The organism is Pseudomonas sp. Pseusp15, from assembly GCF_059492165.1.
This window is the reverse complement of sequence record NZ_CP168523.1, coordinates 3,827,196-3,849,417: the sequence shown is the minus strand read 5'-3', so window position 1 is coordinate 3,849,417 and position 22,222 is coordinate 3,827,196. Positions and strand designations below refer to the sequence as shown.

Here is a 22,222-nt window from a genome sequence, read left to right as displayed (position 1 = left end):
GATCAACCGCGCCATGATCGAGCGCTGTACTACTCGTCGATCTCCGAACCTTCAGAGTCGGAGATTTCTATTTCACCCCGATTGATCACGGCTTCCACCCCAAAATCCGCGCCCGTGCGTTCGAAGTAAGCGATCAGCCGTAACAGGCTTTCCTCGGAAAATGGATTTCCCCTCAACGAAATATTATCTGCGACATCCACCGGCAGTTCCGACAAGTCACTGGGCACCTCGGTGATGGCGTTGCCGCTCAAGTCTGCCCAGTCCAGCTCGGCCAGCTGTAACAGTCCATCCGGTATCCGGTTGATGCCGGTGTCGTTCAGCAGCACGGTCGCCAGTGCCGGCATCTGACTCACATCAGGCGTCTGTCCTAGCGGGTTCGAGCCCAGGTCGAGATAGTCGAGCTGTTCCATCCCCGCCAGGGCGGCGACCGATTCTGATGACAGACTGACGCGACACTCGGGGAGTGACATAGCCCTGAGTTGACCCATTTTGAACACCGCCTCCGGTATGTCGCCAAGGTCACAGCTGCGCAGCCTGAGGCTTTTCAGGTTGGGAAAGGACTCCAGGAAGCGTCCGATGCGCGTCACCCCCTCCGCACTGCGAAACTCCAGTGACGACACATGGCTGAAATCAGCGCTCAGGGCAGGCAGTTCTCCATTGATGACCGTGGAAAGTGTCAGATCGTATGTGGGTTCAAGCGTATCGCTGAAGTTATCCAGCTCCGCATCCCGTTGCCAGCAGTTCTCAAGGGCTTGCTTGAATTCGTCGCGGTTGGCGTGCTCGACAAGCAGTTGAGCTGCGCTGAAAGGTTCGTCTGTCAGTGGATGCAGGTCCGGAAGAGCGGCGGTCCAGGCAGACAGATCGTTCCTCAATTGGCTCAGCTCTTCTTCCAGGCGCGTCAACGCGCCCCGACCTTCCTCCAGCGTGCCGGGCAATTCGTAGACGAACTCGCTGGCTTGCTCGACTTCCATGCCAGGGTAGAGCGCCCTGACACGATCAATGTCTGCCTCGGGTGCGAAAACGCCCATGTCGAAAGCGCTGTCGACGTGATGGTTTTTGATGAGTTGTCGCGAGCTGTCGGAAACCGGATTGTGCGTGAGGTGTATGCCACGCTTTTCATACAGCGGACTGTCGAACAAGGCTGCCGGCAGTTCGCTGATTCCATTGTTCATCAGCAGAAGGGTGTCCAGGCGCGGGTGTTGCAGAGTGCCGGGCGGGATTTCGGTCAGGTTGGTGCTGCTCAGGTCCAGATGGGTCAGTTCAGTCATCGAGTCGATGCGGGGCACCGTTTCAAACGGGTTGCGGTAAAGATCCAGCATGGTCAGTTTGTTTAATGACGTCAGCTTCAACCAGGTGGGGGCGTCTACCCTGATGCCGCAATCGCTTAACACCAGCGCTTCAAGCTGCGGCATCCGGGTGATGGCATCGGGGAGGGTGGTCAGGGAGAAACGGCGCAGTTCCAGTCGGCGAAGTCCGCTGAAGCCCTGTAGAAAACCAGCAACACCTTGCGCTGCATGGCTGCCTTCCAGGGACAGCAGCGACACATGACTGAAATCTGCAGTCAACGACGGCAGATCACCCAGCATCGGTTCGTCGAACTTGAGTACGTACCGTTCCATGTCGTCCGCGGTGTCAAAATCCCGATCGGTTTGGCGCCGCCAGGCGCGCTGGATTTCCTGCGCCAGCAACCTGCGAATCTGTTGTTCGGCCTGGCGCTCCAGGGCGCTCAGCGCAACCCCGGTGTCGGGGTGCGCCGTCGGGGCTTCGCTGATCCATCGACCCAGATCCAGATGCAATCGGTTCAGCTCGCGGTGTACGCGTGAGAGTGCTACCCGAGCGCCATCAGGGTGGCTTTGCAACGCCTGGACCACGGATTGCAATTGATCCTGGGACAGATCGGGATAAACCTCCCGGACCCTGTCGTTGAGGGTGGGTGTCATGCGATTTCCGCGGTCATAGCCCTCCGCACCACCGGGAAGGCGCATGGTGGCCGGGTCGTAGTAGGGTTTTCGATGGGGATGCCTGGCAAACAGAGTGCGTAGCGTCGGCTGGTCCAGCGCGTTTTCGGCAATGCGCTGTCTGAGGGCCTGGGCGTCAGCGATGGCAGGGCTGAACGCATTGCGATGGGCCTGGGGCAACGTTTGAAAGAGTGCCTGGTAGAAATCACCGGGTGTCTCCTGATCAACGTGATAGGAGCCATCCTCGTTGGCCACCAGTGTTTTCACGATGGCTGCATCGGTCGGGCCAATGCTGTCGCGCACGGTGCCCTCGCTGGAGTAATCCCGCACTTCGATGCGTAGTCCGTCCGGCCAGCCGGGCAGTGCGTTCAGGCTGTGCAGGGCCACTCTGTGGGTGTCGACGTTTTCCAGCGCGTCGGCATAAAGGCCTTCATAGGCGCGGGTTGCGCGGACTGCCTCCATGGCTTTGTTCGCCGCGTCCTTGAGCCGCTGAGGCACGCGCCCACCGTGCAGCTGGCGTAACTCGGTGCCGGTGGCATTGCTCACCAGCTCTTGCGCCACATCGGTCGGCAGGCCCTGCACATCGGCGAGCAGTTGCTGAACCTGCACATCATCGGTGTGTTCCTGAGTGCTGTAGAGCTGCTCGAACAACGACTTGCGATATTGGCGGGCCAGTGTTGCCGTTTGCTGTCTGAAGGCTGGCGTTTGAGTTGCCGGTGTCGGCAGTGGCGTATCGACCGGCCATGAGTCATGGCGTGTCAGCAGTGCATGCTGCAGGGCGGTATCGGCTTTTTGATAGTGCTCGGGTTGATCGCTGCCGATCTGTTCGATAAACGTTTCGATGTCACGGTTGATCCGCCAACGCTTGATCGTGTCAGTCAGCAGCGACGGCGGGCGATAGTTTTCGACATGCGCCTGGCGCAATACGTTGTCGTGGTAGCCGCTGATCCGCAGGATCTGTTCGCGCTCGGCACTGGTGAACGACTCGACACTATGGCCAAGACGACGCATGACCTTTTCCCGCTCCCAGTACAACGGTTGCTCCAGTTCGGTTTGCCAGGCGCCGTGGTGGTTATGCCGCAGCGACGGCTGATAAGCATTGTTGCGGCGCGGATGCTCAATCTGGAACCTGTCCGACATGGGGTCGGGTTTCACTGAATACAGTTTTCCCTCAAGGCGCAGCATCGTTTTGCCCGCGTGTGGGTACAAGCCCAGATGATTGGGCTTTACCCCTTCGGGCAAACTGAGTGTCTGTTCATAAGGTGTGAGATCCGGCATCCAGTAACGGGTTTTGCCTCCGGCTGCGGCGACAGGTTTGAGTGGGTCGATGAGCGCGACGGCTTCACGGGGCAGAAGCCGGCTGAAGGCGCCGGCGGCGATTGCACCGCCCACCGCGAATGTCCCGACTTGAACGACGGTTTCGACGAACGTCATCAGGTGTCCGAAGGCCTCTGTTTTCAGCCCTTCAGCCATGTCCACGATGCCTTCGAAGCTCTCGTCCAGTAACTGGTAGGCCATGTATCCCAGCATCAATTCACCAAGCAACGGCACCAAGGGCGCCGCCACGAACGACGCAGCTTCAAGGATCCTGGAGGCCACTTTGCTGAAGGCATCCCACAATGCCCAGCGGGCGTCTCGATCGGCGCTGGCGGTGGAGACGGCGACAGTGCTGGCGTCGTTGAGGATTTTGTTCAGCTGCCGCTGATAGCCATGGTTCCACAGGTCCGCTTTGATCGGGAGCACGGAGAAACGCAGATTGGGACGCTCGACCGGCGTTTCGCGCCAGCTCGGCAATGGATCGCCGGGCTGGTGCTGATGCCAGGTCACGGTCTGGAGGCGGCTGTTGAGATCGGCGAAAAAGTGTCCGCGTTCCTTGTGCTCGACGAACCGGCTGAAGAACGCTTGATAAGCGGCTGTCCGCAGCTTGCGGGTCAGATCGGTCATGAACGCCAGCGTGTCGGGGTATTGCTTGAGCGGATGTTCTGGGTCATCGGGAATATAGGCAATGAGCCGCGTACTCTTGCGTGCCCGCTCAAGGCTCGGCGCGAAAATGACAATGCCGGTCAGCGAGGATGACATCAGGGTCAGGTCGTGGCCATAGAGCGGCTGGCCATTGAGTCGCGCCCTCGAACCTCCTTCAACCATGCGCAGGAGCGCGAGGTGCGCATCATCTGGAATATCCTTGCGGATGTGTGCCATCTGCAGCGCCGACCTGAGTGCGGCTTTGTTCAAGCCGATCGTGCTGGATTTCAACGCGGCACCGGCCACCGGGTTGGTCAGTCCCACAAATTCCTTGAGATACGCGGTGTACTGGCCACCGATATCGAGTTCACGGCATAGCCGGGCGAAGGCCTGGACCGTGATTTTGTGCTTGATCGCCGGCAACGTTTCGAACTGCCCTGTGGACGACGGCTCGGTAATGAAGGTCGAAGCGGATTCGAAGGCATCTGCGGCTGTTTCCGATTCCTGGAAGTTATGCAGCGCGGCATCGAGCAGCGATACCGTCCAGGTGCGGGCGGCCCCGGTGTTGATTTTGAACAGGGTCACGGTTTGTGGGATGTACAGGCGCAGGAAGGTGGTCTTGACGTCCAGTTCCAGACCAAACCGGGTTTTCAGGGCCGCGATGAGAAGGGGTTCGGCAAATGCCCGTGGGTTTTTCAGCGTCGACAGCTTTGAATCCAGACGATTTCGATGGTGCCAGTGTTCCTGGCTGAGCTTTTTCAGCGAGGCATGCTGTGAAGGTGTCGCGGTGCTATGCCATTGGGGAGTCGCAAGCGTGGTGTTCTTGAGAGCGCTGCGGGTTTCAAGCGATGCCTCTAATGCCCAGGCGGGCAGATTGTTGAACAGGTGATGGTAATGATCATCCGGCTGCGTGACGAAGTGATCGTCGCCTGCGGCAGAAGGGTGATCGTTTTCGAGTTGGCTCATGCGCTATTCCCTTAGCGTTTGGATGAGTCGCCAGCAAAACAGACGATGAAGCACTGCGTGCGGTACATATTTACCGCATCGGTCGACAAGCCTGCCTATAACCTGTGCCGGCGGTTTAAACTGCGCCTTTGCGACCCTATATGTCGCATTGCCGTAAACCCGGGCAAAACCGGTGTTTGCGCTATAAGAAGTTGTCGCTTGGCGGCAAGGCCGGGCTGAAAACTGTCCTTACAATCCCCTCATCGCTCGCCAGTTTCAGGCGAGTGTTCCTCATCAGGAGACTCCGATGTCCGTTGAGCACGCTGCGGTAGAACGCGCCGATTTTGACCAGGTAATGGTTCCCAACTATGCGCCTGCCGCTTTCATTCCTGTGCGTGGCGCCGGTTCCCGTGTCTGGGACCAGACTGGCCGCGAGCTGATCGACTTCGCCGGCGGGATTGCCGTTAACGTATTGGGCCATGCGCACCCGGCGCTGGTCGCTGCCTTGACCGAACAGGCGAACAAGCTGTGGCACGTGTCCAACGTGTTCACCAATGAGCCGGCCTTGCGCCTGGCCCATAAGCTGGTCGACGCCACGTTTGCCGATCGTGTGTTCTTCTGCAACTCCGGCGCCGAAGCCAACGAGGCCGCTTTCAAGCTGGCCCGTCGCGTGGCCCATGACCGTTTCGGTACCGAGAAGTACGAAATCGTTGCCGCGCTCAACAGCTTCCACGGCCGTACCCTGTTTACCGTGAATGTCGGTGGCCAGTCGAAGTACTCCGACGGTTTCGGTCCGAAGATCACCGGCATCACCCACGTGCCTTACAACGATCTGGCCGCGCTGAAAGCCGCTGTTTCCGACAAGACCTGCGCGGTGGTGCTGGAGCCGATCCAGGGCGAAGGCGGCGTACTGCCGGCCGAGCTGTCTTACCTGCAAGGCGCCCGTGAACTGTGCGATGCGCACAACGCGCTACTGGTCTTCGACGAAGTCCAGACCGGCATGGGCCGCAGCGGTGAGCTGTTCGCCTACATGCATTACGGCGTGACCCCGGACATCCTGACCAGTGCCAAGAGCCTGGGCGGCGGTTTCCCGATCGCAGCAATGCTGACCACCGAAGACCTGGCTAAACATCTGGTTGTCGGCACCCATGGCACCACTTACGGCGGTAACCCGCTGGCATGCGCGGTCGCTGAAGCAGTGATCGACGTGATCAACACGCCCGAAGTGCTGAACGGTGTCAAAACCAAGCACGACAAGTTCAAGACCCGTCTTGAGCAGATCGGCGAGAAATACGGCCTTTTCACTCAGGTTCGTGGCCTGGGCCTGCTGCTCGGTTGCGTACTGAGCGACGCCTGGAAAGGCAAGGCCAAGGACATCTTCAACGCCGCCGAGCGTGAAGGCTTGATGATTCTGCAAGCCGGCCCGGACGTGATTCGTTTCGCGCCAAGCCTGGTGGTTGAAGACGCCGATATCGATGCCGGTCTGGACCGCTTCGAACGCGCCGTGGCCAAGCTGACGCAAGCCTGATTCATACAGTGCTCCTCAGCGCCTATCGTAATAGATAGGCGTTGAGATAATTTCCTGTGCCGGGCCTGCCCGGCATTTTTTTCCCTGAGTTGGCGCAATTCGCCAACCTGATGTTAAGAAAGGAGTGACACCATGCTGGTGATGCGCCCCGCGCAAATGGCTGATCTGGGCGAGGTACAGCGTCTGGCTGCGGATAGCCCGATTGGTGTCACTTCCTTGCCGGATGACGTTGAACGCCTGAGCGACAAAATCGCCGCAAGCGAAGCCTCGTTCGCCGCCGAAGTGAGCTTCAACGGTGAAGAGAGCTATTTCTTCGTGCTCGAAGATACCGCCACCGGCAAGTTGGTCGGTTGTTCGGCCATCGTTGCCTCGGCCGGTTATTCCGAGCCGTTCTACAGCTTTCGAAACGAAACGTTCGTGCACGCCTCCCGCGAGCTGAAGATTCACAACAAGATCCACGTGCTCTCCCAGTGCCACGACCTGACCGGCAACAGCTTGCTGACCAGTTTCTACGTGCAAAGGGAGTTGGTGGGCACGCCTTGGGCGGAGCTCAACTCCCGTGGCCGTCTGTTGTTCGTGGCCAGCCATCCGGAGCGCTTTGCCGATTCCGTGGTGACCGAGATCGTCGGTTACAGCGATGAAAATGGCGACTCGCCGTTCTGGGATGCCATCGGTCGCAACTTCTTCGACCTCAACTACGCCGAAGCCGAGCGTCTGTGTGGTTTGAAGAGCCGTACGTTCCTCGCCGAGCTGATGCCGCATTACCCGATCTACGTGCCGTTGCTGCCGGACTCCGCTCAAGAGGCGATGGGCCAGGTGCACCCGCGGGCGCAAATCACCTTCGACATCCTGATGCGCGAAGGCTTCGAGACCGATCACTACATCGATATTTTCGATGGTGGCCCGACTCTGCATGCCCGCGTCTCGGGGATCCGTTCGATCGCCCAGAGCCGTGTAGTCCCGGTGAAAATCGGTGAGCCGGTCAAAGGCGCCGGTCGTCAGTATCTGGTGGCCAATGCCCAGTTGCAGGATTACCGCGCCGTGTTGCTCGAGCTCGATTACGCGCCGGGCAAACCGGTGACCCTGGATCTTGAAGCGGCCGAAGCCTTGGGCGTCGGTGAAGGTGCCAGCGTGCGCCTGGTGGCGGTTTGACGCCTGCTTCCTGGAGAGAAATGTCTGGAAAGCAGCGAAATTTCGCGGGTGGCGCAAGCGGCCCGTTTGAGGAGATAGCATGATCGTTCGTCCCGTACGCAGCAGCGATTTACCCGCTCTGATCGACCTGGCCCGCAGCACCGGCACCGGCCTGACCACTTTGCCGGCCAACGAAGAGCGTCTGGCCCATCGGGTTGGCTGGGCCGAGAAAACCTTCCGCGGCGAAGCCGGGCGGGGCGATGCGGACTACCTGTTCGTACTCGAAGACGACAATGGCCGCGTGGTGGGTATTTCCGCGATTGCCGGCGCCGTCGGCCTGCGTGAGCCTTGGTACAACTTCCGGGTGGGCCTGACGGTCAGTGCCTCGCAAGAGCTGAATATCTACCGCGAAATTCCGACGCTGTTCCTGGCCAACGACCTGACCGGCAACTCTGAACTGTGCTCGCTGTTCCTGCACGCCGATTACCGCAGTGGCCTCAACGGCCGCATGCTGGCCAAGGCGCGGCTGCTGTTCATCGCCGAGTTCCCGCAACTGTTCGGCAACAAGATCATCGCCGAGATGCGCGGCATGTCCGACGAAGCCGGGCGTTCACCGTTCTGGGAAAGCCTGGGCCGGCATTTCTTCAAGATGGAATTCAGCCAGGCCGACTACCTCACTGGCGTGGGCAACAAGGCGTTCATCGCCGAACTGATGCCGAAATTCCCGCTGTACACCTGCTTCCTGTCGCCAGACGCGCGCAACGTGATTGGCCAGGTTCACCCGGACACCGAGCCGGCCCTGGCGATGCTCAAGAGTGAAGGTTTCAGTTACCAAGGCTACGTCGACATTTTCGACGCAGGCCCTGCGGTGGAGTGCGAAACCGCCAAGATCCGCGCAGTGCGCGACAGCCAGGCGCTGGTGCTGGCCATCGGCACCCCGGGTGATGACGCCACGCCGTTCCTGATCCATAACCGCAAGCGCGAAGACTGCCGGATCACTGCCGCGCCAGCACGCTTCGCCGCTGGCACGTTGGTGGTTGATCCGCTGACCGCCAAACGTCTTCAACTCAACGCTGGCGATCAAGTACGCGCCGTTCCGTTGTCTGCAGCTCGGGAGTCGAAATAATGAATTCGCTATACATCGCTGGTGAATGGCTGGCCGGCCAGGGTGAAAGCTTTCAATCGGTCAACCCGGTGACCCAGCAAGTGTTGTGGGCCGGCGAAGGCGCCACTGCCGCCCAGGTCGAGTCGGCCGTGCAAGCCGCGCGTCAGGCATTCCCGGGCTGGGCCCGTCGTACCCTGGAAGAGCGCATCAGTGTGCTGGAAGCCTTTGCCGCCGCGCTGAAGAATCACGCCGACGAACTGGCTCGCACCATCGGTGAAGAAACCGGCAAACCCTTGTGGGAAGCGGCGACCGAAGTCACCAGCATGGTCAACAAGATTGCCATCTCGGTACAGAGCTACCGCGAACGCACCGGCGAGAAGAGCAGCCCGTTGGGCGACGCCACCGCTGTATTGCGTCACAAGCCGCACGGCGTAGTGGCGGTGTTCGGTCCTTACAACTTCCCTGGTCACTTGCCGAACGGTCACATCGTGCCGGCGCTGCTGGCCGGTAACAGTGTGCTGTTCAAGCCCAGCGAACTGACACCGAAAGTCGCCGAACTGACGGTCAAGTGCTGGATCGAAGCCGGTCTGCCGGCCGGCGTGCTGAACCTGCTGCAAGGTGCTCGCGAAACCGGTATCGCCCTGGCGGCGAACCCAGGCATCGACGGTCTGTTCTTCACCGGTTCCAGCCGTACCGGCAATCATCTGCACAAGCAGTTTTCCGGTCGTCCAGACAAAATTCTCGCGCTGGAAATGGGCGGTAATAACCCGCTGGTGGTGGATCAGGTCGCTGATCTCGATGCGGCCGTTTACACCATCATTCAGTCGGCGTTCATTTCTGCCGGCCAGCGTTGCACTTGCGCCCGTCGCTTGCTGGTGCCGCAAGGCGCCTGGGGCGATACGCTGCTGGCGCGTCTGGTGGCGGTCAGCTCGACCCTTTCAGTCGGTGCGTTCGATCAGCAACCAGCACCGTTCATGGGCTCGGTGATTTCCCTCGGTGCTGCGAAAGCCCTGATGGAAGCGCAAGAGCATCTGCTGGCCAACGGCGCCGTGGCGCTGCTGGAAATGACTCAGCCCCAGGCTCAGGCTGCGTTGCTGACCCCGGGCATTCTGGACGTGACAGCGGTTGCCGATCGCCCTGACGAAGAGCTGTTCGGCCCGCTGCTGCAAGTGATCCGCTACGCTGATTTTGAAGCGGCGATCGCTGAAGCCAACGATACCGCTTATGGCCTGGCGGCCGGCCTGCTGTCGGATTCCGAAGCGCGTTATCAGCAGTTCTGGCTGGAAAGCCGCGCCGGTATCGTCAACTGGAACAAGCAGCTGACCGGTGCGGCGAGCAGCGCGCCATTCGGCGGCGTCGGCGCCTCGGGCAACCATCGCGCCAGCGCCTACTACGCGGCGGATTACTGCGCGTACCCGGTGGCCTCGCTGGAAACCCCGAGCCTGACCTTGCCAGCGGCCCTTACGCCCGGCGTGCGCATGTCGTAAGACAGACCCTTGTAGCAGCCTATAACAACAGATTCTTGTGGAGCCTCGCTGATGAAATCCTTTGAAGTCAATTTTGACGGTCTAGTGGGGCCGACCCATAACTACGGTGGCCTGTCCTACGGCAACGTCGCCTCCCAGAGCAACAGCCAGCAATCCTCGAACCCGAAGGAAGCCGCGCTGCAAGGTCTGGCGAAAATGAAAGCGCTGATGGATATGGGCTTTCAGCAAGGCGTGCTCGCACCACAGGAACGCCCTGACGTAGCTGCCCTGCGTCGCTTGGGTTTCAGTGGCACCGACGCGCAAGTGATCGAGCAAGCCGCCAAAGACGCGATGCCGCTGCTGGTTGCCAGTTGCTCGGCGTCGAGCATGTGGGTGGCCAACGCCGCCACGGTCAGCCCGAGTGCCGACACCGCCGACGGTCGTGTGCATTTCACCGCCGCTAACCTGAACTGCAAATACCACCGCAGCATCGAGCACCCGACTACCAGTCGCGTGCTGGGCGCGATGTTCGCTGACCAGAAACACTTTGCTCACCACGCCGCGTTGCCGGCCGTGGCGCAGTTCGGTGACGAAGGCGCGGCCAACCACACCCGTTTCTGCCGTGACTACGGTGAAGCCGGCGTCGAGTTTTTCGTGTTCGGTCGTAGCGCGTTCGACACCCGTTATCCGTCCCCGCAGAAGTACCCGGCGCGCCAGACCCTCGAAGCCTCCCAGGCCGTCGCTCGCCTGCATGGCTTGAGCGATGACGGCGTGGTCTACGCCCAGCAGAACCCTTCGGTGATCGATCAGGGCGTGTTCCATAACGACGTGATCGCCGTGGGCAACGGCGAGGTGCTGTTCTATCACGAGGACGCCTTCCTCGACACCGACCAGATGCTCGCTGAGCTGCAAGGTAAACTGGCAAAAGTCGGTGGGAAATTTCAGTCGATCTGCGTACCGCGTTCCGCGGTCACTGTGGAAGACGCCGTTCGTTCCTACCTGTTCAATAGCCAACTGCTGTCGCGTCCTGACGGCTCCATGTTGTTGATCGTGCCGGAAGAGTGCCATGGCAACGAACGCGTCTGGCAGTACCTGCAAGGCCTGACCAGCTCTGGCGGCCTGATCCGCGAAGTGAAAGTCTTCGATCTCAAGCAGAGCATGCAGAACGGCGGTGGCCCGGCTTGCCTGCGGTTGCGCGTCGCCCTCAACGAAACCGAACTGGCGGCCGTCAACCAAGGGGTTATCATGACGGCTCCGTTGTACGGCACATTGACCGAGTGGGTCGACAAGCACTACCGCGACCGCATGACCGAAAACGATCTGGCGGACCCGCAATTGTTGCTTGAGTGCCGGACGGCACTGGATGAACTGACGCAAATCCTTAAACTGGGCGCGGTTTATCCATTCCAGATCAATTGATAGTCGGCGCGCTTTGGCTTTTTATATGAATGGCAAGCGCGCCGCTTAATCTCCAGATGAGAGCGTAAATACATGAGCGATACCCTGCAGCTGATCCTTGAAGACACCGACGGCACGCAACTGGAAACTTCCTGCACCCGCGTCGCGGTCATGTGGCAAGGCAAAGAGCTGTGGATCCAGCAGGATGGCCGTGGCCAGCTGCTGATCGGCGTGGACGTCGAAGAGGGTGACGCTGAATACGCCAACCTGCTGCTGCGCCCATTGGCGACTAATCTGGTAAGTCTGCAACTGGAGATGGAACCGGCCGATCTCGGTGATGATGAGGACCACGTGCACGGCCCGGATTGCAATCACGACCACTAAGGAAACCGCTCTATGCTCGCCCTCGGCAAACTGCTTGAACTGACCCTCGCCGGCCGCGAACCGGCGGAGAAGACTCAACTGACTGTCGAAGGCGTACGGATGCGCTGGTTGAGCGAAGGTGCGCTGGAAGTCCGGCCACCTGAAGCTCGCGACAATGGCCTGGACCTGCTGCTGTCGGCCGGTATCCATGGCAACGAAACAGCGCCGATCGAGCTGCTCGATCGCCTGTTGCATGACATCGCCCGCGGTGACTTGAAGCCGCGCGCCCGTATTCTGTTCCTGTTCGGCAATCCCGAGGCCATCCGTCGCGGTGAGCGTTTCATCGAGCAGGACGTCAATCGGCTGTTCAACGGCCGTCACGAACAAAGCAGCGGTTCCGAGGCCTTGCGCGCTTGTGAGCTGGAGCGGCTGGCGGCGACGTTCTTCAGCCTGCCGGACCGTAATCGTCTGCATTACGACCTGCACACGGCAATCCGTGGCTCGAAAATCGAGCAGTTCGCCCTCTACCCCTGGAAAGAAGGCCGTCAGCATTCACGCCAGGAGCTGGCTCGCTTGCGCGCCGCCGGCATGGAAGCGGTGCTGTTGCAGAACAAACCCTCCATCGTCTTCAGCTCCTACACCTACGACAAGCTCGATGCCGAGTCCTTCACCCTGGAGCTGGGCAAGGCCCGGCCCTTCGGGCAGAACGAAGGGGTCAACGTCAGCCTGCTGGAAACCCGCCTGAAGCAGATCATCGAAGGCTCCGAGCCGCCAATGACCGATGAAGGGCTGGAAGGGTTGCAGTTGTTCAGCGTGGCCCGGGAAGTGATCAAGCACAGCGATAACTTCCGTCTGAACCTGCCGGCGGACATCGAAAACTTTTCGGAATTGAAAGTGGGTTATGTGCTGGCCGAGGATATCGCCAATACCCGCTGGATCATCGAAGAGCAGGGCGCCCGGATCATCTTCCCGAACCCCAGGGTCAAGAACGGCCTGCGCGCCGGCATCCTGATCGTACCGACCACCGACGAAAACCTGGTCTGACTGTCGTGGAGTGATCGTTCCCACGCAGAGCGCGGGAACGATCGTCTAACTAGACGGCTACCGCGCGAGGCTCGCTGCGGCGCAATGCGCGAGCCTTGTGCAGCGTATCTGCACACGTCTTCGCCGCTTCCTGACCTTTATGCACGAAATGCTCGAAGAAGAACTTCTGGTGTTCTTCACCGGCATGGAAGTGGTGCGGGGTCAAAACCACCGAGAACACTGGCACTTCGGTTTCCAGCTGAACCTGCATCAGGCCGCTGATCACCGACTGGGCGACGAATTCGTGGCGATAGATGCCGCCATCGACCACCAGGCCCGCGGCGACGATGCCGGCATAACGACCGGACTTGGCCAGCAACTTGGCGTGCAGCGGAATTTCAAAGGCGCCACCGACTTCGAAGAAATCGATGTCCGACTCCTGATAACCCTGGGCAATCATTTCAGCGACGAAGCCTTTACGGCTCTGATCGACGATTTCCTTGTGCCAGCAGGCCTGGATGAACGCGACGCGCTCGCCCTGATGGTTTTTGCTTTTGCTATCGATTGCGGTGGGTTGCATGTTCTGACTCCTGTTTGTGTGAAAAACAGGGCGTTATGAATCGAATGGGATTTAAGGGTACGCAGGCACACGTGTCTGCGGACGGCGCTTTGGTACGGAACCTGGGCGGCGTCAATCCCGTTCTCTCTTCATCCGGACTATGACCGTCGGCCCCGGGATCACACCGGGTCTGCTGACCTTGCCGCCATCACAGCCATTGCCGTGCCTGTCGCCAAGCGCTCGCGGGCTATGCGCATTGCGCGCAATTACCGCCGGTGGGGAATTACACCCCGCCCTGAGAACGTTTTGCCGCCAGATTGTTTGGCGGCGAAGCGTTTTTAACACATATTTATGGGGCGTGCATGGCTGCTTTCTGATGATTGCTATCGGCTTTTCCGAAGGCATACAGCCTCTTTTCCTCGTTCAAGGCTTGATTAATTGTCGGCATGACCGCAGTAATTCCTTTCCGAAACGGATTTTTCCCCTGTTTACCGAGGCCAGATTCATGAGTGTTATCGATCTTCGCAGCGACACCGTCACCCAACCGACCGCAGGGATGCTCGACGCGATGGCCAATGCCGCCACCGGTGACGACGTTTATGGCGAAGATCCGACGGTCAATCGTCTGGAAGCCGAGCTGGCAACACGACTGGGTTTTGCCGCGGCGCTGTTTGTTCCAACGGGCACCATGAGCAACCTGCTGGGCTTGATGGCCCACTGCGAGCGCGGTGACGAGTACATTGTCGGTCAGCAGGCCCACACCTATAAGTACGAAGGTGGTGGCGCGGCGGTGCTCGGTTCGATCCAGCCGCAGCCGCTGGAAGTGCAAGCCGATGGTTCGCTGGACCTGGCGCAAGTCGCCGCCGCGATCAAACCGGACGACTTCCACTTCGCCCGCACCCGTTTGCTGGCGCTGGAAAACACCATGCAGGGCAAGGTGCTGCCGCTGGAGTATCTGGCCCAGGCTCGCCGCTTCACTCGTGAGCATGGCCTGGCGCTGCATCTGGATGGCGCGCGTCTCTACAACGCGGCGGTCAAGCTGGGTGTCGATGCCCGGGAGATCACTCAGCATTTCGATTCGGTTTCGGTTTGCCTGTCCAAAGGCCTGGGCGCGCCGATCGGTTCGGTGCTGTGCGGCTCGGCGGAGTTGATCGCCAAGGCGCGACGTCTGCGCAAGATGGTCGGCGGCGGCATGCGCCAGGCCGGGATTCTCGCGGCGGCGGGGCTGTATGCGTTGGATAACAACGTACAGCGTCTGGCCGACGACCACGCCAACGCGCAATTGCTGGCCGAAGGCCTGCGGGCGGCGGGGTATGAGGTCGAGCCGGTGCAGACCAACATGGTTTACGTGAAAATGGGCGACAAGGCCGAAGCGATCAAGGCCTTCGCCGCGACACGCGGGGTCAAGCTCAGCGCTGCCGCTCGTCTGCGAATGGTCACGCACATGGACGTCAACCGTGCGCAAATCGAGCAGGTCGTCGCTACATTCGTCGAGTTTTCCCGCATCTGATCGCGTTAGCGGTCCAATTGACCGTTTCTATCGTATAAACACGCTGTACCCCGCGCGCAGGGCCGATATAATGCGGCCCTTTGCCGTCGCTTCGTCTGTTGACGTTTCGCACAGGCCTTTGGCCGCAGCCTCCGTGGAAGAACCTAATGAAAAGCGCAGAAATCCGTGAAGCCTTCCTTCGCTTCTTCGAAGAGCAAGGCCACACCCGTGTAGCCTCCAGCTCTTTGATTCCGGGCAACGACCCAACCCTGCTGTTCACTAACGCGGGGATGAACCAGTTCAAGGACTGCTTCCTGGGCCAGGAAAAGCGCGCGTACACCCGCGCCGTCAGCAGCCAGAAATGCGTGCGTGCCGGCGGCAAGCACAACGACCTGGAAAACGTCGGTTATACCGCCCGTCACCACACCTTCTTCGAAATGCTGGGTAACTTCAGCTTCGGTGATTATTTCAAGCGTGACGCCATTACCTTTGCCTGGACGTTCCTGACCTCCGACAAATGGCTGAACCTGCCGAAAGAAAAGCTCTGGGTAACCGTCTACGCCAGCGATGACGAGGCCTACGACATCTGGACCAAAGAAGTCGGTGTACCGGCCGAGCGCATGGTTCGCATCGGCGACAACAAGGGCGCGCCGTACGCGTCCGACAACTTCTGGACCATGGGCGATACCGGCCCGTGCGGTCCTTGCACCGAGATCTTCTACGATCACGGCGCCGACATCTGGGGTGGCCCACCGGGCTCGCCGGAAGAAGACGGCGACCGTTACATCGAAATCTGGAACAACGTGTTCATGCAGTTCAACCGCACCGCCGATGGCGTGTTGCACCCGTTGCCAGCCCCGTCGGTGGACACCGGCATGGGTCTTGAGCGGATCAGTGCCGTGCTGCAGCACGTTCACTCGAACTATGAAATCGACCTGTTCCAGAGCCTGCTGAGCGCATCGGCCAAGGCCATCGGCTGCACCAACGACAATCAGGCTTCCCTGAAAGTCGTGGCTGACCACATCCGTTCCTGCGGCTTCCTGATTGCCGACGGCGTGCTGCCGTCCAACGAAGGTCGCGGTTATGTACTGCGCCGGATCATTCGTCGCGCTTGCCGTCACGGCAACAAACTGGGCGCCAAGGGCAGCTTCTTCTACCAGATCGTTGCGGCCCTGGTCGCCGAGATGGGCGAAGCGTTCCCTGAGCTGAAATCCCAGCAGGCGCACATCGAACGCGTGCTGAAGGCCGAAGAAGAGCAATTCGCCAAGACTCTGGAGCAGGGCCTGAAAATCCTCGAGCAGGATCTGGCCGAACTCAAAGGCGACGTGGTGCCAGGCGACGTGGTGTTCAAGCTTTACGACACCTACGGTTTCCCGATGGACCTGACCGGCGACATCGCCCGTGAGCGCAGCCTGACCATCGACGAAGCAGGCTTCGAGCGCGAAATGGAAGCCCAGCGCGTGCGTGCCCGCTCCGCCAGCTCCTTCGGCATGGACTACAACAGCCTGGTCAAGGTTGATGTGGCCACCGAGTTCACCGGTTACACCGCTCACAGCGGTTCCGCCAAAATCGTTGCTCTCTATAAAGAAGGGCAATCGGTTGACGTACTGAGCGAAGGCGAAGAAGGCGTCGTCGTTCTCGATCAAACGCCGTTCTATGCCGAGTCCGGTGGTCAGATTGGTGATTGCGGCTTCCTTCAGGCTGGCGCTGCGCGTTTCGACGTGCGCGACACCACCAAGACCGGCGGTGCGTTCCTGCACCACGGTGTGCTGGATTCGGGCAGCCTGATCGTAGGTGCTCCGGTGGAGACTCATGTCGATGCCGAAGTGCGCCATGCGACGTCGCTGAACCACTCGGCAACTCACTTGTTGCACGCCGCATTGCGTCAGGTGCTGGGCGAGCACGTTCAGCAGAAAGGCTCGTTGGTCGACAGTCAGCGTCTACGCTTTGACTTCAGCCACTTCGAAGCGATCAAGCCTGAGCAGTTGAAGGCGCTGGAAGACATCGTCAACGCCGAGATTCGCAAGAACTCCGAAGTTGAAACCGAAGAAACCGACATCGAAACCGCCAAGCAGAAAGGCGCCATGGCGCTGTTCGGCGAGAAGTACGGCGACAGCGTACGTGTGCTGAGCATGGGCGATTTCTCCGTCGAGCTGTGCGGCGGTATTCACGCCACCCGTACTGGCGACATCGGTCTGCTGAAAATCATCAGCGAAGGCGGTGTGGCTTCGGGTGTGCGTCGTATCGAGGCAGTCACCGGTGCCGCGGCACTGGCCTACTTGAATGCTGCAGAAGAACAACTCAAGGAAGCGGCCAACCTGGTCAAGGGCAGCCGCGATAACCTGATCGACAAGCTGTCGGCTGTGCTGGAGCGCAACCGTCTGCTGGAGAAGCAACTCGAGCAGTTGCAGGCCAAGGCTGCCAGCGCGGCGGGCGACGATCTGTCGGCTTCTGCCCTGGACGTCAAAGGCGTGAAAGTGCTGGCCGTGCGTCTGGACGGTCAGGACGGCAAGGCGCTGCTGGCGCTGGTCGATCAACTGAAAAACAAACTCGGCCGCGCAGTGATCCTGCTCGGCAGTGTCCATGAGGAAAAGGTCGTTCTGGTTGCAGGCGTGACCAAAGACCTGACTGGCCAACTCAAAGCCGGTGATTTGATGAAGCAGGCTGCTGCGGCAGTGGGCGGGAAGGGCGGTGGTCGTCCAGACATGGCGCAGGGCGGTGGTACTGACGCTGGCGCACTGGATGCCGCATTGGCCCTGACTGTTCCATTTGTAGAGCAGGGTTTATAAGGCAGTGTGCCTGGCCCGCGGTCTAGTGGCGGGCCAGAACGCTGTTTGAGTGATTATTGGGCGCCCTTCATGGGCAGAGGCGGCTTTGAAATGGCTTTGATCGTACAGAAATTTGGAGGCACCTCAGTCGGCACTGTCGAGAGAATCGAGCAGGTCGCCGACAAGGTTAAGAAATTCCGCGATGCGGGCGATGACCTGGTGGTTGTGCTGTCTGCAATGAGCGGCGAAACCAACCGTCTGATCGATCTGGCCAAGCAAATCAGTGGCGACGGCCAACCGGTTCCGCGTGAACTGGATGTGATCGTTTCCACCGGTGAGCAGGTGACGATTGCACTGTTGGCCATGGCGCTGATCAAGCGTGGCGTGCCAGCGGTGTCGTACACCGGCAACCAGGTACGGATTCTGACGGATAGCGCGCACAATAAAGCGCGTATCTTGCAGATTGATGACCAGAAGATTCGCGGTGACCTGAAGGCCGGTCGTGTGGTGGTTGTCGCCGGTTTCCAGGGCGTCGACGAGCACGGCAATATCACCACGCTCGGTCGTGGTGGTTCCGACACCACTGGCGTGGCACTGGCGGCAGCCCTGAAGGCTGACGAATGCCAGATCTACACCGACGTCGACGGCGTCTACACCACCGACCCGCGTGTGGTGTCCGTGGCTCAGCGTCTGGACAAGATCACCTTCGAAGAGATGCTGGAAATGGCCAGCCTCGGTTCCAAGGTGTTGCAGATCCGTGCGGTCGAGTTCGCCGGCAAGTACAACGTTCCGCTGCGCGTACTGCACAGCTTCAAGGAGGGTCCGGGCACCCTCATTACTATTGATGAAGAGGAAACCATGGAACAGCCGATCATTTCCGGCATCGCTTTCAACCGCGATGAAGCCAAGCTGACCATCCGTGGCGTGCCAGACACCCCGGGCGTGGCGTTCAAGATTCTCGGCCCGATCAGCGCCGCGAACATCGAAGTCGACATGATCGTGCAGAACGTTGCGCACGATAACACCACCGACTTCACCTTCACCGTGCACCGTAACGACTACCAGGCGGCGCAATCCGTGCTGGAAAACACCGCTCGCGAGATCGGTGCCCGTGAAGTCGTTGGCGACACCAAGATTGCCAAGGTCTCGATCGTTGGCGTCGGCATGCGCTCCCACGCAGGCGTGGCCAGCCGCATGTTCGAATCCCTGGCGAAAGAAAGCATCAACATCCAGATGATCTCGACTTCGGAAATCAAAGTGTCCGTGGTGATCGAAGAGAAGTACCTGGAACTGGCTGTGCGCGCCCTGCACACAGCTTTCGAACTGGACGCGCCGGCCCGACAGGGCGAGTAATGCGTTCCCCCCGAAGGGCGCGGTCTGACCGCGCCCTTCGTTTTTTTGAATGGTGCGTACCAAAACTGTTCTTTTGCTCGCGCTAGTCAATACTCAGGCATGTAGGGCTACGACCTTTTCGGTTGTAGGTCGAATGCCTTTTTTTTGCAGACTGTTGTCCCTGAAATGAAATGCGTGAGGAGAAAGGTATGCTGATTCTGACTCGTCGGTGCGCAGAAAGCCTGATTATTGGTGATGGCGAAATCACCGTGACCGTGCTCGGCGTTAAAGGAAATCAAGTGCGTATTGGTGTCAACGCCCCGAAAGAGGTGGCTGTGCACCGTGAGGAAATTTACCTGCGTATCAAGAAAGAGAAGGACGAAGAACCAAGCCATTAATTTTTATCGTTTTTTATGTTTGCAAACGGGGATAAAGCTGGTTAATATACGCCCCGTGTTGCGGAGAGCTGGCCGAGTGGCCGAAGGCGCTCCCCTGCTAAGGGAGTACACCTCAAAAGGGTGTCGGGGGTTCGAATCCCCCGTTCTCCGCCATTATTTGTTTAGTACGTTGTAATCTGGCTTCTTCGGTAAGTTGTTGAAATTACTAGAAAAAGTGCTTTACAAAAAGATTTAACGGCCTATAATGCGCGGCAACAAATGCACTCGTAGCTCAGCTGGATAGAGTACTCGGCTACGAACCGAGCGGTCACAGGTTCGAATCCTGTCGAGTGCACCATTTAAGAGTTGTTTGCAGTAATGTGAGTAACTTGGCTTCAACCAGTTGTGATCTGGTATAAAAACACAAATGCACTCGTAGCTCAGCTGGATAGAGTACTCGGCTACGAACCGAGCGGTCACAGGTTCGAATCCTGTCGAGTGCACCAAACACCAAAAAGCCCGCGTTTAACGCGGGCTTTTTGCCGTCTGCGATTTGGCTTTTCCTTTGGTACAGCCTTTCTCATCGAACTCGATGTGAGCACTGCGCCCTCGCTTGTTGTCGTAGCGGTAGCTCATGGCTGAATTGCGAGTGCTGATTTTGTCTGGCTTGCCGAGAGCGCTTTCGACGTCCTGCTGGCTCATGCCGGCAACCACTCTCTGATTGATGATCGCGATGCGGCGTTCCTTCGCGCTGAGCTGATTTCCACATTTGTCCTCGGACTGACCAACGACCGTCGGCTCTCTCCTTGGGTTTTTCATACTTGATGTTTCGCGAACCTCGGCTTCTGGCATCAGGGCTGTCGTGCTGCCAGGCAAAAACGTGCGTACTTCCTGAAGCGAAAGGCTTTCTCCGGTCGTACAGCTCAAGGTCGTGAAGGTGATGCGTCCGTCAGGGGCTTCACACCGGTGGATGGTCGTAGCAAACGCCCAGGGCGGCAGGCAGAGCAGGGCGGCAAGCAAAAAATAATTAGCATTCCGTGGCATTCGACGTCCTCCTTGACGGTCCATATCAAGGGTAGCCGTTACATTTTTCGACTGCGGTGTGTTTTCTTTTCAGGATGAGTCGTCGCAGTTCCATGGATCAGGACGGCGCTCAGGTTTGTCTCGCAAGCGCTTGTTTCAGCCGCGATTTTTTCACGTTTAAAACCGTCAGGCGGTGTTATCATTGCGCCTGTCAGCCCCGCCGGGGCTTGTGGAATACCTCCATGGACTTACCCAGTAGTTACTCAGTACCCCGTTTTTACAATCATGAATTGACTGATTGATCCTTCCGGCGTGCCCCGCTGCTGGGAGTGGAGTTCGCCTATGTCTGAAGTTGAAGTAAAGAAAACGCAGGAAAGCTTGCAGGACCGCCTTGCTCAAGTCGTTGAGCTGCTTCAGCGCCAGCGGGTGGTCGAAGACCTGACTCATCGCCAGGAAGGTCCGCATCACGACCGGGTCGAGAACCTGGTTCACCGGCAAAACCTCGTCGAGTTGCAACGCAAGCTCGATGATCTGCACTCCGCTGACGTTGCCTACATCCTTGAAGCCTTGCCACTGGACGATCGTCTGACCGTCTGGCAATTGGTCAAGGCCGACCGCGACGGCGACATTCTGCTCGAAGTATCCGATTCGGTTCGTGAAACCCTGATCGCCGACATGGACGATCACGAGCTCCTGGCGGCGGCCAAGGACATGGATGCCGACGAACTTGCTGACCTGGCCTCCGAGCTGCCGCGAGACGTCGTCCACGAGCTGATGGAAACCCTCGATGCTCAACAGCGTGAGCGCGTCCGCTCCGCGTTGTCCTATGACGAGGAGCAGGTCGGTGCGCTGATGGACTTCGAGATGGTGACGATCCGTGAGGATGTCAGTCTTGAAGTGGTGTTGCGTTACCTGCGTCGTCTCAAAGAGTTGCCAAGCCATACCGATAAACTGTTCGTGGTCGATTACGACGGCGTGCTCAAGGGCGTGTTGCCGATCAAGCGCCTTTTGGTCAACGACCCGGATAAACAGGTCTCGGAAGTGATGGCCAGCGATCCGGTGAGTTTTCATCCGGACGAAGACGCCTACGAGGCCGCTCAGGCGTTCGAGCGTTACGACTTGATCTCGGCCCCGGTGGTCGACAAGAACGGCAAGCTGATCGGTCGTCTGACCATCGATGAAATGGTCGACCTGATTCGTGAAGAGAGCGAAAACGAAGTTCTCAACATGGCGGGTCTGCGCGAAGAAGAAGATATTTTTGCGTCAGTCTGGAAGTCCCTGCGCAACCGTTGGGCCTGGCTGGCGATAAACCTGATCACCGCGTTCGTTGCATCACGGGTGATCGGCCTGTTCGAGGGCTCTATCGAGAAGCTGGTAGCGCTCGCGGCATTGATGCCGATCGTGGCGGGTATCGGCGGCAACTCGGGTAACCAGACGATCACCATGATCGTTCGGGCCATGGCGCTGGACCAGGTCAGCACCGGCAATACGTCGAGGTTGATGCGCAAGGAGTTGGCGGTCGCTTTGATCAATGGCGTGGTCTGGGGTGGAGTGATTGGGGTGGTGTCCTACCTGCTTTATGGCAGTTGGTCCCTGGGCGTGGTGATGACCGCCGCCATGACGCTTAACCTGTTGCTTGCGGCATTGATGGGTGTGTTGATTCCGATGACCCTGGCGCGGCTTGGGCGCGACCCGGCAATGGGCGCGAGTGTGATGATCACTGCCATGACCGACAGTGGTGGCTTTTTCATCTTCCTCGGGCTGGCGACGATTTTTCTGCTCTGACGTTCTACCT

At 59.2% G+C, this 22,222-nt stretch carries 15 protein-coding genes, 3 tRNA genes and 1 riboswitch; of the genes, 15 read left to right on the top strand and 3 right to left on the bottom strand.

Going from position 1 to position 22,222, the window contains the following annotated elements:
• Positions 1-29: 29 nt before the first annotated feature.
• The gene (locus tag ACEN8R_RS17450) at positions 30-4,886 is read right to left on the bottom strand and encodes a dermonecrotic toxin domain-containing protein (protein ID WP_018926393.1); all 4,857 of its coding nucleotides are present in this window, start codon (positions 4,884-4,886) and stop codon (positions 30-32) included.
• Positions 4,887-5,172: 286 nt separating this feature from the next.
• Here ACEN8R_RS17450 and ACEN8R_RS17445 point away from each other — a divergent pair, with 286 nt between their 5' ends.
• From ACEN8R_RS17445 to astE, 7 genes are all read left to right on the top strand, one after another.
• Positions 5,173-6,393 (top strand): aspartate aminotransferase family protein, encoded by a 1,221-nt coding sequence (locus tag ACEN8R_RS17445; RefSeq protein ID WP_018926392.1) that lies wholly within the window; start codon positions 5,173-5,175, stop codon positions 6,391-6,393.
• Positions 6,394-6,525: 132 nt separating this feature from the next.
• Positions 6,526-7,545 (top strand): arginine/ornithine succinyltransferase subunit alpha, encoded by a 1,020-nt coding sequence (aruF, locus tag ACEN8R_RS17440; protein WP_007934901.1) that lies wholly within the window; start codon positions 6,526-6,528, stop codon positions 7,543-7,545.
• 79 nt (positions 7,546-7,624) lie between these two features.
• Positions 7,625-8,650, top strand: coding sequence for an arginine N-succinyltransferase (astA, locus tag ACEN8R_RS17435; RefSeq protein WP_018926391.1), 1,026 nt, complete (start codon positions 7,625-7,627; stop codon positions 8,648-8,650).
• Positions 8,647-10,116, top strand: a complete 1,470-nt coding sequence (astD, locus tag ACEN8R_RS17430; RefSeq protein WP_167331184.1) for a succinylglutamate-semialdehyde dehydrogenase — start codon at positions 8,647-8,649, stop codon at positions 10,114-10,116. The genes astA and astD overlap by 4 nt, the downstream gene beginning before the upstream one ends.
• A gap of 51 nt (positions 10,117-10,167) precedes the next feature.
• The gene (gene astB / locus ACEN8R_RS17425; protein WP_018926389.1) at positions 10,168-11,514 is read left to right on the top strand and encodes an N-succinylarginine dihydrolase; all 1,347 of its coding nucleotides are present in this window, start codon (positions 10,168-10,170) and stop codon (positions 11,512-11,514) included.
• A 72-nt stretch (positions 11,515-11,586) separates the two neighbouring features.
• On the top strand, positions 11,587-11,877 hold the full coding sequence (locus ACEN8R_RS17420; RefSeq protein WP_018926388.1) for a hypothetical protein: 291 nt from the start codon (positions 11,587-11,589) through the stop codon (positions 11,875-11,877).
• Positions 11,878-11,889: 12 nt separating this feature from the next.
• On the top strand, positions 11,890-12,900 hold the full coding sequence (astE, locus tag ACEN8R_RS17415) for a succinylglutamate desuccinylase (RefSeq protein ID WP_018926387.1): 1,011 nt from the start codon (positions 11,890-11,892) through the stop codon (positions 12,898-12,900).
• Between the two features lie 49 nt (positions 12,901-12,949).
• On the opposite strand, the gene ACEN8R_RS17410 is transcribed toward astE, so the two are convergent.
• Positions 12,950-13,459, bottom strand: a complete 510-nt coding sequence (locus ACEN8R_RS17410; RefSeq protein ID WP_018926386.1) for a 6,7-dimethyl-8-ribityllumazine synthase — start codon at positions 13,457-13,459, stop codon at positions 12,950-12,952.
• Positions 13,460-13,574: 115 nt separating this feature from the next.
• Positions 13,575-13,745, bottom strand: a riboswitch (FMN riboswitch).
• A 198-nt stretch (positions 13,746-13,943) separates the two neighbouring features.
• Here ACEN8R_RS17410 and ltaE point away from each other — a divergent pair.
• The 7 genes from ltaE (at position 13,944) to ACEN8R_RS17375 (ending at position 19,910) form a co-directional block, all read left to right on the top strand.
• Positions 13,944-14,948, top strand: a complete 1,005-nt coding sequence (ltaE, locus tag ACEN8R_RS17405; RefSeq protein ID WP_018926384.1) for a low-specificity L-threonine aldolase — start codon at positions 13,944-13,946, stop codon at positions 14,946-14,948.
• A 146-nt stretch (positions 14,949-15,094) separates the two neighbouring features.
• Positions 15,095-17,716: an alanine--tRNA ligase gene (gene alaS / locus ACEN8R_RS17400; protein ID WP_018926383.1), complete on the top strand. Its 2,622-nt coding sequence runs from the start codon at positions 15,095-15,097 to the stop codon at positions 17,714-17,716.
• Between the two features lie 90 nt (positions 17,717-17,806).
• The gene (locus ACEN8R_RS17395; protein ID WP_007934911.1) at positions 17,807-19,048 is read left to right on the top strand and encodes an aspartate kinase; all 1,242 of its coding nucleotides are present in this window, start codon (positions 17,807-17,809) and stop codon (positions 19,046-19,048) included.
• A gap of 188 nt (positions 19,049-19,236) precedes the next feature.
• Positions 19,237-19,425 (top strand): carbon storage regulator CsrA, encoded by a 189-nt coding sequence (csrA, locus tag ACEN8R_RS17390; protein WP_002554426.1) that lies wholly within the window; start codon positions 19,237-19,239, stop codon positions 19,423-19,425.
• 62 nt (positions 19,426-19,487) lie between these two features.
• Positions 19,488-19,578, top strand: a tRNA-Ser gene (locus tag ACEN8R_RS17385).
• Positions 19,579-19,685: 107 nt separating this feature from the next.
• Positions 19,686-19,762: transfer RNA gene (locus tag ACEN8R_RS17380), tRNA-Arg, on the top strand.
• A 71-nt stretch (positions 19,763-19,833) separates the two neighbouring features.
• Positions 19,834-19,910 (top strand) — tRNA-Arg (locus ACEN8R_RS17375).
• Between the two features lie 19 nt (positions 19,911-19,929).
• Here ACEN8R_RS17375 and ACEN8R_RS17370 read toward each other — a convergent pair.
• Positions 19,930-20,448 (bottom strand): hypothetical protein, encoded by a 519-nt coding sequence (locus tag ACEN8R_RS17370; RefSeq protein ID WP_018926382.1) that lies wholly within the window; start codon positions 20,446-20,448, stop codon positions 19,930-19,932.
• Positions 20,449-20,769: 321 nt separating this feature from the next.
• On the opposite strand from ACEN8R_RS17370, the gene mgtE reads away from it, so the two are divergent.
• Positions 20,770-22,212 (top strand): magnesium transporter, encoded by a 1,443-nt coding sequence (mgtE, locus tag ACEN8R_RS17365; RefSeq protein ID WP_018926381.1) that lies wholly within the window; start codon positions 20,770-20,772, stop codon positions 22,210-22,212.
• Positions 22,213-22,222 lie beyond the last annotated feature (10 nt).

Bases quoted from the DNA above. Each gene is read 5' to 3' on its own strand.
- mgtE (WP_018926381.1), top strand. From the start codon at position 20,770: ATGTCTGAAGTTGAAGTAAAGAAAACGCAGGAAAGCTTGCAGGACCGC.
- ltaE (WP_018926384.1), top strand. From the start codon at position 13,944: ATGAGTGTTATCGATCTTCGCAGCGACACCGTCACCCAACCGACCGCA.
- ACEN8R_RS17370 (WP_018926382.1), bottom strand. From the start codon at position 20,448: ATGCCACGGAATGCTAATTATTTTTTGCTTGCCGCCCTGCTCTGCCTG.
- ACEN8R_RS17395 (WP_007934911.1), top strand. From the start codon at position 17,807: ATGGCTTTGATCGTACAGAAATTTGGAGGCACCTCAGTCGGCACTGTC.
- ACEN8R_RS17420 (WP_018926388.1), top strand. From the start codon at position 11,587: ATGAGCGATACCCTGCAGCTGATCCTTGAAGACACCGACGGCACGCAA.
- ACEN8R_RS17445 (WP_018926392.1), top strand. From the start codon at position 5,173: ATGTCCGTTGAGCACGCTGCGGTAGAACGCGCCGATTTTGACCAGGTA.
- ACEN8R_RS17410 (WP_018926386.1), bottom strand. From the start codon at position 13,459: ATGCAACCCACCGCAATCGATAGCAAAAGCAAAAACCATCAGGGCGAG.
- alaS (WP_018926383.1), top strand. From the start codon at position 15,095: ATGAAAAGCGCAGAAATCCGTGAAGCCTTCCTTCGCTTCTTCGAAGAG.
- astB (WP_018926389.1), top strand. From the start codon at position 10,168: ATGAAATCCTTTGAAGTCAATTTTGACGGTCTAGTGGGGCCGACCCAT.
- astE (WP_018926387.1), top strand. From the start codon at position 11,890: ATGCTCGCCCTCGGCAAACTGCTTGAACTGACCCTCGCCGGCCGCGAA.
- ACEN8R_RS17450 (WP_018926393.1), bottom strand. From the start codon at position 4,886: ATGAGCCAACTCGAAAACGATCACCCTTCTGCCGCAGGCGACGATCAC.
- csrA (WP_002554426.1), top strand. From the start codon at position 19,237: ATGCTGATTCTGACTCGTCGGTGCGCAGAAAGCCTGATTATTGGTGAT.
- astA (WP_018926391.1), top strand. From the start codon at position 7,625: ATGATCGTTCGTCCCGTACGCAGCAGCGATTTACCCGCTCTGATCGAC.
- aruF (WP_007934901.1), top strand. From the start codon at position 6,526: ATGCTGGTGATGCGCCCCGCGCAAATGGCTGATCTGGGCGAGGTACAG.